Annotated in this window: 10 protein-coding genes, 1 tRNA gene and 1 pseudogene; 6 read left to right on the forward strand and 6 right to left on the reverse strand. The window is 49.4% G+C overall.

From position 1 onward, the window contains the following. Positions 1-171: 171 nt before the first annotated feature. Both ACEW9I_RS03950 and ACEW9I_RS03955 read left to right on the forward strand, forming a co-directional pair. On the forward strand, positions 172-501 hold the full coding sequence (locus ACEW9I_RS03950; RefSeq protein WP_373539067.1) for a hypothetical protein: 330 nt from the start codon (positions 172-174) through the stop codon (positions 499-501). A 101-nt stretch (positions 502-602) separates the two neighbouring features. After that, complete coding sequence (locus ACEW9I_RS03955; protein WP_373539068.1) at positions 603-2,111, forward strand: UbiD family decarboxylase; 1,509 nt, start codon at positions 603-605, stop codon at positions 2,109-2,111. Between the two features lie 133 nt (positions 2,112-2,244). On the opposite strand, the gene ACEW9I_RS03960 is transcribed toward ACEW9I_RS03955, so the two are convergent. The 4 genes and pseudogenes from ACEW9I_RS03960 to ACEW9I_RS03975 form a co-directional block, all read right to left on the reverse strand. Further along, the gene (locus ACEW9I_RS03960) at positions 2,245-3,567 is read right to left on the reverse strand and encodes a hypothetical protein (protein WP_373539069.1); all 1,323 of its coding nucleotides are present in this window, start codon (positions 3,565-3,567) and stop codon (positions 2,245-2,247) included. 346 nt (positions 3,568-3,913) lie between these two features. Next, positions 3,914-4,936 (reverse strand): WD40 repeat domain-containing protein, encoded by a 1,023-nt coding sequence (locus tag ACEW9I_RS03965; protein WP_373539070.1) that lies wholly within the window; start codon positions 4,934-4,936, stop codon positions 3,914-3,916. Between the two features lie 148 nt (positions 4,937-5,084). Next, positions 5,085-5,157, reverse strand: a tRNA-Met gene (locus tag ACEW9I_RS03970). Positions 5,158-5,252: 95 nt separating this feature from the next. Continuing rightward, a pseudogene (locus ACEW9I_RS03975) lies at positions 5,253-5,630 on the reverse strand (M23 family metallopeptidase); the annotation flags it as partial. 755 nt (positions 5,631-6,385) lie between these two features. Between ACEW9I_RS03975 and ACEW9I_RS03980 the strand changes: the two are divergent. Then, complete coding sequence (locus tag ACEW9I_RS03980; protein ID WP_373539071.1) at positions 6,386-6,544, forward strand: hypothetical protein; 159 nt, start codon at positions 6,386-6,388, stop codon at positions 6,542-6,544. Between the two features lie 469 nt (positions 6,545-7,013). On the opposite strand, the gene ACEW9I_RS03985 is transcribed toward ACEW9I_RS03980, so the two are convergent. Both ACEW9I_RS03985 and gshA read right to left on the reverse strand, forming a co-directional pair. Continuing rightward, on the reverse strand, positions 7,014-7,469 hold the full coding sequence (locus tag ACEW9I_RS03985) for a tRNA (cytidine(34)-2'-O)-methyltransferase (protein ID WP_373539072.1): 456 nt from the start codon (positions 7,467-7,469) through the stop codon (positions 7,014-7,016). A 232-nt stretch (positions 7,470-7,701) separates the two neighbouring features. Further along, complete coding sequence (gene gshA, locus ACEW9I_RS03990) at positions 7,702-8,838, reverse strand: glutamate--cysteine ligase (RefSeq protein ID WP_373539073.1); 1,137 nt, start codon at positions 8,836-8,838, stop codon at positions 7,702-7,704. 327 nt (positions 8,839-9,165) lie between these two features. On the opposite strand from gshA, the gene ACEW9I_RS03995 reads away from it, so the two are divergent. The 3 genes from ACEW9I_RS03995 to ACEW9I_RS04005 all read left to right on the forward strand — a co-directional run bounded on the left by ACEW9I_RS03995 (position 9,166) and on the right by ACEW9I_RS04005 (position 12,161). Beyond that, entirely contained in the window at positions 9,166-10,026 is an 861-nt protein-coding gene (locus ACEW9I_RS03995; RefSeq protein WP_373539074.1) for a Tab2/Atab2 family RNA-binding protein, read from the forward strand. Positions 10,027-10,206: 180 nt separating this feature from the next. Next, entirely contained in the window at positions 10,207-11,493 is a 1,287-nt protein-coding gene (locus tag ACEW9I_RS04000; protein WP_373539075.1) for a TldD/PmbA family protein, read from the forward strand. A 215-nt stretch (positions 11,494-11,708) separates the two neighbouring features. Continuing rightward, entirely contained in the window at positions 11,709-12,161 is a 453-nt protein-coding gene (locus ACEW9I_RS04005) for a Fur family transcriptional regulator (RefSeq protein WP_373539093.1), read from the forward strand. Positions 12,162-12,166 lie beyond the last annotated feature (5 nt).

Consider the following 12,166-nt stretch of genomic DNA (forward strand, 5'->3'; position numbering starts at 1 on the left):
ACCGCTAATTATCAACAAGCAGAGCTTATTGATAATAATTTATGAAACACTTAGTTTTTGAGGATTGGTAGTGATTGGCTCAAACACAGTCAGGTAATTGATTTGATGATGAGGCTAGCCTCATCGAACTCAGGTTACTAATTTATGATATGTGTATGTGCTAAATCCAGCATGTCAGTTCTTTCAGCCATCGGGCGGGTGAGGTTGCCAATCGTGTCATCAAACTTCCTACGTTCTCTATTCTTGGCGGTGCTATTAAGTTTTTTCGCGCCGATGTTACTGATGTCTGGTTCTTTGGCGAGTACTTGGCTACTGACTTGCATTCCTGGCATAGGAGCGATCGGTCAAATTCCCACCACGATGCTACTCACTTTTCTCGATACCTTTGGTGGTGGTTCGGCGATTCATGGGATGCTGACGATCGGTTTAGTTTGTGGATTCGTCGGCGCACTGTTTGATACGTATGTTTTTTATAGTCTCAAGGCACAGAGTAGGCTTTAGGTTGAAGGTTTTAGGTATCGCTGCGTACTCTCCTTACTTGGCGTCCCCCGTATCCCCAACTCCCGATACAATAGAGATATAACTTTACATTGGGCGATCGCATGGCGGAGGACTTTAGAGGATTTTTAGACGTACTCGAAAAAAGAGGACAACTCCGGCGGATTAAGACCCTGGTAGATTCCGACTTGGAAATTGCCGAAATCGCCAATCGGATGTTGCAATGTGGCGGCCCAGGTCTACTATTTGAAAACGTCAAAGGTGCCAAATACCCAGTCGCCGTGAATATCATGGGTACAGTAGAACGGATCTGCTGGGCGATGAATATGAAGCAACCTCAAGAACTAGAGGATCTCGGTCGCAAATTGGCAATGCTGCAGCAACCCAAACCACCCAAGAAAGTCGCTCAAGCAGTGGAGTTTGGCAAGGTATTATTTGATGTGCTCAAAGCCAAACCGAGTCGAGATTACTTCCCACCCTGCCAGCAAGTTGTCATTGAGGGTCGCGATCTCGACCTCAATAGCCTGCCCTTAATTCGCCCTTATGCTGGCGATGCGGGCAAAATTGTCACGCTGGGGCTGGTGATTACCAAAGATTGTGAGACGGGGACGCCCAATATCGGCGTCTATCGGCTCCAGTTGCAATCTCGCAATACGATGACCGTACAGTGGCTATCTGTGCGTGGTGGCGCGCGTCATCTCCGCAAAGCCGCCGAACGGGGCAAGAAATTAGAAATTGCGATCGCTTTAGGCGTACACCCACTGGTGATTATGGCGGCGGCGACGCCGATTCCGATGGATTTGTCGGAGTGGTTATTTGCGGGGTTGTATGGTGGTGGTGGGATCAAACTCGCCAAATGTCGGACAGTCGATCTGGAAGTACCTGCTGAGTCCGAATTTGTCCTCGAAGGGACGATTACACCTGGGGAAGAAATGGTCGATGGCCCGTTTGGCGATCACATGGGTTATTACAACCAATCCAAGCCATGCCCCTTGATTCGATTCAATTGCATGACGCATCGCAAAAATCCGGTCTACTTGACTACTTTTAGTGGGCGTCCACCCAAAGAAGAAGCGATGATTGCGATCGCCCTCAACCGGATTTATACCCCGATCTTACGCCAACAGGTACCAGAAATAGTTGACTTTTTCTTACCGATGGAGGCATTGAGCTACAAAGCGGCAATTATTGCGATCGATAAAGCTTATCCTGGGCAAGCCAGACGGGCGGCACTTGCCTTTTGGAGTGCCTTACCCCAATTTACCTATACTAAATTTGTGATCGTCGTCGATAAGGATATCAATATCCGAGACCCGCGCCAAGTTGTCTGGGCGATCAGTTCCAAAGTTGACCCCCAGCGCGATGTCTTTATCATCCCCGATACGCCGTTTGATAAGCTCGACTTTGCTACGCCCAAGGTGGGACTGGGTAGCCGGATGGGGATTGATGCTACTACCAAAGTTTATCCAGAAACCGATGCGGAGTGGGGTCAACAGTTGGAACCAGATCCGCAGATGGCGGCGATAGTAGACAGGCGGTGGAAGGAGTATGGGCTAGCAGATATCAATCTGGATGAAGTCAATGCCAATTTGTTTGGGTACGATATGCACTAATTGCGATCGCCGATCGAGGGGAGGCAATTGACGCAAGATCCGCTCCGATTATTACAAAGCTCCTATTTATCTATGCAAATAGGAGCTTTGCGAGTTTTGAGATCGACGCGATCGTTGCCAGCAAATAACGTTGTTAGTTGAAGTTGGTAACGGAACTAAGTGTCGATCGATTCGCAGTAGTAGTTTTGAGAGGATTGAGCGATGCTAAGCGGATCGCCTTAGGCAATACTGCTGCTACGGGCTGAGAACCCAAGATCAAACCACCAAGGTTGTTGTGTTGGTTGAGCGTCCACGACTGGTTGGAAGTGGGGGTAAGGATGGCGACGTAGTTGCTCTTGCGAGTGACGGTGGCAGTAGTCAAGTTCTTGGGCATACGCTTGACAGCTAGCAGGTTGATTGCGGGTTTCAGGGGTTTTGCGCTCAACAGTCGCTCACCAGGGATATCAAACTTGGGTACGCTGCTGATATAGGCTTGAGCGGTAGCTAGCTGGAGACTGCTGGCACTGACTGAACTCTGTGCTGTAGCTGTAGGCGACACTAGCTGCTTGAGAGCCAAGACCGCACGCGGTTTGATGCCGATCGGTTTGGCGACGGGGGCACTAGCAACAATCGGCTGAGTGTTGGAGTTGTTACCCAACAACCGTTGCAATCCGGTGGGGATAGCGGCGATCGGGTCGAGCGAGTTGACGACTGTCGCGTTCTTGGGGGTGATTGTTTTGAATACTGATGCAGTAGGTTTACCCGCTAGAATTTCGGCGATCGGATTGAGGGGATATGCTGCTGTCTTGTTTTTGGTAGTCAGAACGCTAGCTACGACTGGAGTCGGCTGGAGCTTCTGCATCAATTCTGGACGTACTACTGGAAATGGATCGATCGGAGCTTTGGCAGCCATCATTGCTGACAATGGTGTCGGCGCACCGATTTCGGTCGCTGCGGCGAGTGATTGTGCTAGTGGTCTGGCAGGTGGCAAGAACCGTTTTGACACCTGTACGTCACTGTTGCCGATATACAACCCTGGGACGGGGTTTTGCTGCGGGTTAATCGCCCGAGCCAAGGCTGCGGCGACGGAGTTATTGAGTCGCTTACTCGCTCTAACTGCTGACTTTGGTAATCTTGCCGTTGGGGAGACAAAGCGATCGACAGCAGTATTGCGCTGACTCCGATTGGTGTTGGCGAGAATACTGGTGGAGGGCGTGCCTGTTGTCCCCATCGCCTCCAGTGCGAGTTGGCGGACTGCTAAATCTGGAGGCGGGGCAATCACGCTCAACAACTCTTTGTCGATTCTGGTACCAGTAGACTTAGCACTACTCCATTGAGAAATCTGCGTGGAGGCTTTGGTCGGATTACGAACTGCTGGTTTCGTTGCGGCGTAGACAGCAAAGGATTCGGAGAGCACTAACGCTGTTCCCAATAAGCCAAGACTGGGTTGCAACCAAGTAAGCCAAATTTTTAACATCTTTGAATTAACTCTATAATAGTAGAAATTTTTAAGTTGCTGTTACTGACGTTGTAACTGCTAACTCTATTGGACTTGAGCCAAGCGTTATCCAAGGATCGAGCGGTTACAAAGCAAGTTGATGTTGGAGTGAAATTGTACTTACGTCTTGCTAGTCAGTCGGCAGATGGAACGGCGGTAGTAAATGGATTGCCAGCCCATCGCTTACGTTAATTTGAGTAGCTGAAATGACTATCGGTTCGGACAATCTTCACTCTATTGATTCCAACTGAAATTAGTTTAGCTAACAATATTGTGATGCTAGTGCTGTGATTGTATCACATTTTTTTTCCAGCCTCATCAGTATTTATGCGGGGATCGACCAAATGCTAATCTCACCAGTATGGGTACCTGTCGCTAAGTACAGCCCTTGAGGATGCCATGCTAAGGCAGTGAATTTACTGACACTTGGGGGCAAGATTTGGGCGATTTCTCCTTGTGATGACCACCAACAGGTGTATCCATCCGCCCCACCAGATGCCAGCGTGGCTGTCTGTGGGTGCGCGATCGCGACATTGACAATATCTTGATGCCCTTCGAGTAGCTGACCATCCCAGGTATTCGCATCTGAAGTCAAGCTCCATAGCACGATCGCTACCCCGCTGGCTACCGCCAAATAATAAGTATTAGTGTCAGCAAGCCAAGTTAACTGGCGAATCTTCCCCGGACAACCTTGTAATGTCCATTGGTCATCGGGATGCTCCCAATCCATGATCGTTAAGGTGCGATCGAGATTGCCCGCTGCTAAATAACGACCATTTCTAGACCAGGCAATGTTGATACTAGCTGTGTCTACTGGCAGATGATAGCTTGGTGCTTGCCGATCTGTGGGCGACCAAATTTGGACGCCTTTGTAGCCAGCCACTGCCAGATATCCGCCGAGTGGCTGCCAAGCTAGGTCGAAGACTGAGGATTTGTCGAATGTCCAGGCGACTAGCTCTGTAGAGAGCGGTACATCCCAGATTTGCACTTGTGAGTCATAACTTATCGCTAGATATGGCTGGGTGGGATGCCAAGCTAGCTGCTCGATCCAGCGATCGATCTCCATTGTCGCCATCGCTTGGGGAGGAACGCTAGGATCGGCACAATCCCAGATCCAGATCTGTCCAGCTTGCCCGCCTGCGGCTAAATAACGACCATCGGCACTAAATGCAATGCTGGAGATCGAGTGCCCATCTGCCGCCTGCAATACCACTGGCTCACTGTGTCCAGCCACCCACACGATCTCGCCCGCCGCCGAACTAGCTGCCCAACCCCGACCATCGGGCGCATAGACCAATCCAGTCACAAAATCACTGAGTTGACCTTGCCAAGCTAGCTGTAGTTCCATACTGGAGTTGGCGATCTGGGTGACGGGTGATGGCCAAGTCGCTAACAACTCCGCCAGGAGCGAAATAAATGCCTACAAATTACCAGTTGGATCGTCTTGCCTGAAGAATTCAAGCTAGGACAAATACAACTGGTAACCGATTGAGATATGGCTCAAGTCAGACTTGAACTGACGACCAAGGGCTTATGAGTCCCCTACTCTACCGACTGAGCTATTGAGCCAATTTATTTAACGTATCCTAGCATAACATGACTAATGTCGCTTGGCTAGGGAATTTGCGTTGAATCTTGGTAACCTATTGAAAATAGCAGATCCCTTACCTACTAGCAGTAAGATATGCCATCGGATTGACAGCCGAACCACCACTGGGGCGAATTTCAAAGTGTAAGTGCGATCCGGTACTACGTCCGGTGCTGCCCATCTGGGCAATTTGCTGTCCCTGGCGAACGACTTGACCGACACTCACTGACAACCTACTATTGTGTCCGTACCGAGTGGTGGTACCATCGCTATGCTTGATTTCTACAAAATTGCCATATCCACCCGTGTGCCAACCTGCGGCGATGACAATCCCATCAGCAGCGGCATCAATCGGCGTACCAACTGGACCTGCAATGTCGATTCCTCTGTGCATTCTTCCCCAGCGGCGTCCGAATTTGGAAGTGACCGTGCCTGCTGCTGGCCAAGCATAACCGAGCGTCGTGACACCAGTTTTGTTGGGCAGATGGTCTTCTGGGTCTGCAAACTCGCCATCAGAACCCATAGTGGTGGCAGGATAGTAGGACTGGGTTGTTGCCGCAGACTTGTAATAAGTTTTGGTTTTTGGTGCAGCTACATCGATCCGGATCGAAACATCTGTATTGGACTGGTGCAAACTATTGGAATTATGCCGATCGACAACTGACGATGGATAAGACCGGATCGGAGAGTATGCTTGAGCGATCTTGACAGGCATGGGTTGTGGCGACTGCGCCTGCATCTGAGAGACATCACTCCGTAACTGTTGGATGTATCGATCTGCGCTGTGAGCTGGATGTGCTGGTAGATCTCCCGTTTGAGGCAGTGTGGGAGTAACGGTACCTGCTGATTCGGCTGCGGCGACAAGATTGGGATAGTTGGCGGGGATGCTCGATATACCTAGCACGACTGTCAATCCCCAGATGATTGCGGAAGTCCGGTTGTGATGATTACCAGATACAGCAGCGATCTCGATCGAGCTGGACGAGCGGACGGACACTGTGGGGGACGATGCGATCGTCAGCACATCCTGAGGTTCGGTCAGGGCATGAACTAGTTTATCCTGCTGCGTGATTGCGGTTTTCAACAAAAATGATCTCCTGAATTTGAGTACGATTTTAGTCGGCAAAGATGAATTTGCCTACGCCTAACTCCCTGCTAACTGACATCTCACTTCGCGCTCACCATCGATAAGATCGGCACTACAGCATCTTGTCCAAACTGACTTTTCATACCATCATGGCGATCGAGATCGTCACATTGATGCACTCGAAAACGATGAATTCATGTGTGCTGACAATGGCAGGGATCGCTAAGGCTACTTTAAGTGATGATGGAATAATTTGCAAGTTTTTTAACACTCGACTGTAGGGATCATCCGATCGTCAAGATTGATAAGCCAGATGTAAAACCTGATGAATAAAGGCTTTGAAGCCGATCCTGTCAGCAACAAATTTTAGATTCAAGTGGCTTTGAACATCTTAGAATCGACTGTAAGCGACAGATTAGTCGATCGACAACCGTATATTTGCAGAGATTGATTTCAATTGCCAACTTTGGGTATCGGTAACTACAAATATTGTCAGGCTCACTGCTGCTTTTGACGGTAACTAGAGCAGAATTTTGGCAATGTCTGTCACCCTGCGAGAGGAGCGATTGAATAAGTAATTACTAATTTAATTGAGCCAAATTCCATCAAACAATGATATGAATTTCTTATCTCACAGTTGGCGATCGCTGCCCAGCTAGTCACTCAAAAATCCACCGATCGCTCAAGATCGGTGGATTCATAACTGTGTTAACGCTCCATACTGGGATGTATCCGCCGCATGTGCGGTTACTAGAGGCTCAATTGCCGTCGAACTTCAAAAAGTCCCACAGCGGCACTCACAGATAGGTTGAGGCTTCTTACGCCAGGTTCGCTCATCGGAATGAATACGGTTGCGGCACAATGTTCCAGAATTTGGGCAGGTAGTCCATTGGTTTCACTCCCGAATAAGATCCAGTCATCCGGCTGAAACTGGAAGTCAAAGTGACTACAAGTGCCTCTGACACTAAATCCTACCGAACGTCCGGGGTGTTGGCAGCGAAATTCAATAAATGCGTCGATCGATGGATGAATTTTGAGACTAACGTATGGCCAGTAGTCCAATCCAGCCCGCTTGAGGTAGCGATCGGTAATTTCAAAGCCCAATGGCCCGACTAAGTGTAATTGAGTCCGAGTGGCGGCACAAGTCCGCGCGATATTGCCAGTATTGGGTGGGATTTGCGGATTGACTAAAACTAATTGGGGCATAGGTTGAAAATTGACAGCTAAAAACTGGATACTTTAGTCGATCCGAGCGGTGAAGTGTGGCTTCAATAGATGCTCTATCATGGCTAGGGCGACTGAAACAAAAGTTTGCAATCTTCCGTAATATATAGATTCTCTTTATATTTGAACGGTTGGCACGATCGATTGAAATTTTAAATGAGTCAAAAGTAGAAATAGATTTCAAAACCCTCAAGTCCAAACCCTAAAGCCTAAATTAAGCCACAGCTTGACAAAGATAACGATCCAGCTCGATCTCCTGTTGCTCGACTTGGGCAATCGATCGTATCAGCACTGCCCGCGCATCGGGTTCGCGATCGTACAGCCGCAGCCATTGTTGGGCGGTATTGCCCTCGCGGAGGATTTTTTTGACAGGCGACAAAAAGCACGCAAATCCGCGTTGCTTAGCACAACCATGTACCTCGCCATAGAGTTCCTGAATCCAGTCATGCGCCGTAATCGATCGACCATCTTGCCAATGTCGAAGAGTAGCATCGAGGCTAGATTTGGCTACCAACATTTCATTTTCGTCAGCGAGTTGGACTAACTCCTCGGCGGACAAACTACTCATCCCCAGCGGATCGAGTGTGGGGTCGGTGATGAGCTGCCACAATCTCGCTTCAATCAGGCTTGTCACCGCCAGCAAGGCGATCGGATCGATAATCAGGTCGCAAATTCTCAATTCTAGTCGATTGAGATTGTAGGGGCGGCGATCGCCGTTAGGACGCACTGCCGACCAGAGATGGCGGACATTTTGCATTGTCTTTTGGGCGAGTTGTTCGTTCACCCATTTGATATGGTGGGCGTGACTCTCGAACAGGGGAACGTGTGCTGGGGTCTTGGGGAACAGTCCCCAGCGGGTGGAGTGGTAACCTGTCGGCGCACCATCGAGAAAGGGTGAAGCCGCACTTAAAGCCAGATATAGTGGAGCTTCAACTCGCACCAGCCGACAAGCGCGCATCAGCAATTCTGGATCGCTGATGCCAATATTGATATGGACACTCGCCGTGACAACTTTGGTGCCGTAGGTCTGTTCGATGTACGTATGATAGGGATTGTGGGGATCGGAGCGATAAAATGTATCCGTACCGCCAAGTGAGAGTGTGCTACCTGGAATCAGCGTGTAGTCCCCAATCCGCTGAAGATAAGCGCGCAACTGGCGACGGGGCAAGACTAACGCGCATAGCAACCGCTCGTATGAAGTGAAGGGAGCGGTGGTATATTCCACATTGCGACTATCTGGTTCGATGATAAATCCATCCAAATCCGCCACAATCCGATCGGATAAACCGACAATCTCTCCCTGGGGAGTACCCGTGTAGACTTCAATTTCAAATCCTTTGGAAAGCAGCATGGGATTAGGCTTTAGGTTTTAGGTATTGGGCTTTAGGGATTAGGTCTTAGGCTTTAGGCTGTGGGCTTTAGGCTGTGAACTCTAGACTTTGAGCGTTAGGCTGGATGTTTATTACTATTAGGTAATCATAGCGGTTTTGCTTTGGCAATCGGCGATCGCATCCTCGATCTCTATCCATTGACTCATCACCGATCTGTACAGCAACCTCAAACCTATTCCCTAAAGCCCAATACCTAAAGCCTAAAGCCTATTCCCTTCTGTCCGGCGATCGCCGATAATTGGTAGTTGAATGTAAAAATCACAACGCAAGCAGCACGAAATAAGAGAATGGGAGTGATTTGGGAGATCGATTTTTACTCGCGCCCGCTGATTGATGAGCGACAGAAGAAAGTTTGGGAACTGTTGATCTGCGAAAGTCCATCGACGACGGAGCAAGCAACCACCGAACTATTTCGCTACGCCCAATATTGTCCGAGCGATAAAGTCAACTCACTGTGGCTGGGAGAAGCCTTGCAGGCGGCGATGCTGACAGCTAAACAATCGCCTCAGCGGATTCGCTTTTTTCGGCGACAGATGAATAATATGATAACCAAAGCTTGTAAAGATATTGGTGTTCCGGCGGCGGCAAGTCGGCGATCGATCGCGCTCAGGCAGTGGTTGAACGAGCGGATGGAGCATTTTTATCCCAGTCTGCCCAACTATCAAGCTGTAAATAGTGCGTCCGTGCAGATGTTTTCCGATCCACCCCAGCCGCTACCCGAAGCACTCATCGGCGAAAAGTGGACATTTGTGAGTCTTGCTGCCAGTCAGTTTGCTGATATGAGTGAGTGGCAAGTTGGCTTCGGAGAAGCCTTCCCGCTCGACATGGTGGGAGTTACGCCCCAGATGGAGATTCCTGGTTTGATCCTTTACTCGCCACGTTCGGTACCATTAGCGGCTTGGATGTCTGGACTGGAGATCGTCGCCGTCCGCTACCAACCTGCACCAAAATCCACCTTACTGCTAGAGACAGGAGCCAGCGAAAGCTGGATTGTCGCGCGGCTAGAGGGTACGACGCAACAAGAAGCCGCACAGTTTGAAGCTAGCAAACAACGATCGTATGGAGTCCACTTCATCGCCATCCAAGCCAGTCCAGATGTTGAGGAATTTGCCGGATTTTGGCTATTGTATGAATCAAATGATAGTTGACAGTTGACAGTTGCGGCGCGCGCTCTGGAGGTTCCCTCCAGGTATAGCGCGACAAGACAGACAGCGATTCACGCTCCTCGATGCGGGGGATTTAAACCCCTAAATTTTGTTAAATAGTCAATCTGTGCCGCTCTGAGCAACCCCACTCACTCCCCCACTCCCCCAGTCTCCCCGCGCCCAATGGATATCGCCGCCCAACTGTTAGATCTAGCTGCCAAAGCAGGTGCCGAAGCCGCCGAAGTTTATCAAGCCAAATCCCTATCGCGACCAGTTTTCTTTGAAGCAAATCGGCTCAAGCAGCTAGAAACAGCCCAAAGCGAGGGGATTGCACTGCGATTGTGGAAAGATGGCAAGCCAGGAATCGCCGTAGCTTATGGTGCTGTCGAGCCACAGATCTTGGTTGCCAAAAGTATCGAGCTATCGCAACTCAACGAACCAGAAACACCCGAACTAAATGGAGCCGATCGCAATATCTACCCCGATCTAGGTGATACGATTCCGATGGAGGAATTGGTGGCGATGGGCAAAATGGCGATCGAATTAGTGCGATCGGATTTCCCAGACGTGCTCTGTAACAGCCAGTGGGACTGCGATATCGAAACCACTAAGCTAGTCAATAGTCTGGGACTCGATTGTAGCTACACCGATACCACCTTGAGCGGCTACCTAGCCGTAGAATGGATTCGCGGGGATGATTTTTTGAGCGTGGGTGACGGTCAAACTCAACGCGGTCATCTCGATCCTACCAAAATCGCCCAGAGTGTCATCAAACGCCTCGAATGGGCAAAAACCAACGTCAACCCACCCACTGGTAAAGTACCAGTCTTATTCACCGCCAAAGCCGCCGATATGCTCTGGGACACCATTCAAGCAGCAATGAATGGTAAACAGGTGCTCGAAGGAGCTTCACCTTGGAGTGACAGATTGGGGCAAAAAGTGCTTTCTCCCCTACTCACGCTCACTCAGGCACCCGATCGCGGCCCCTTTAGTTGCCCGTTCGATGATGAGGGTTCGCCGACGCGGACTTTGACACTCATTCATGAAGGTAAACTCAACTTATTTTATGCCGATCGGACGATCGGGCGTCAGCTCGGTTCCGGCTCCACTGGCAATGGCTTTCGATCTGGTTTGGGCAGTTATCCGACCCCTGGACTAGTCAATCTAACAGTTGCACCTGGGAAATCAAGCTTTTCCGAACTAGTTCAACAGCTCGATTCAGGGATTATCATCGACCAAATCCTGGGCAACGAAGCTGGGATGTCTGGAGATTTTTCGATCAATGTCGAGCTAGGATACCGCATCAAAAACGGTCGCATTAGCGGTCGGATCAAGGATACGATGGTCAGTGGCAATGTCTATACTGCACTCAAGCAAATCGTCGCCCTCGGCTCAGATATCGATTGGAATGGCCCCTGTCAAACGCCCTCTTTGATTGTAGAGGGGTTGTCTGTGACGGGACGGGGTTAGGCTTTAGGCTTTAGGCTTTAGCTCTGAAAACGCAAGTGTTTGCTACACATTGTCTACAATCTAACCACAGCCTAATTCCTAATCATTCCCTAACACCTAAAGCCTAAAACCTAACTCCTAATTAAAAGAGAGTTATTCTCAATAAAGCTTGCTTGTTGCAAATAGATCCTAAGTTAGCTATGATGATAACTGATGATAAAAATTGGGTGATGAGTATGTCATTCTATACAGCAGACTCCCTCAAAGCTGAATTACACGAGCGCGGCTGGCGACTGACGCCCCAACGCCAGATCATTCTGGACATTTTTCAGAACTTGGCTGCTGGCAAACATCTGAGCGCAGAAGATCTATTTGATTTGCTCCAAACTGAAGGGCATGATATCAGTTTGTCTACGATTTACCGTACCGTCAAGCTGATGGCGCGGATGGGTATTTTGCGCGAACTAGAGCTAGCCGAAGATCACAAGCACTATGAAATCAATCAACCCTACCACCATCACCACCACCTGATCTGCGTCAAGTGCAATCAAACGATCGAATTCAAAAATGAATCTGTCTTGAAAATTGGTGACAAAACTTCTAAAAAGGAAGGCTATCATCTCCTCGACTGTCAGTTGACGATTCATGCTGTTTGTCCGAGCTGTCAGCGATCGATTTTGCCTGTTTAGGTGAA

Source organism: Chamaesiphon sp. (assembly GCF_041738855.1).
Classification (GTDB): Bacteria; Cyanobacteriota; Cyanobacteriia; order Cyanobacteriales; family Chamaesiphonaceae; genus Chamaesiphon.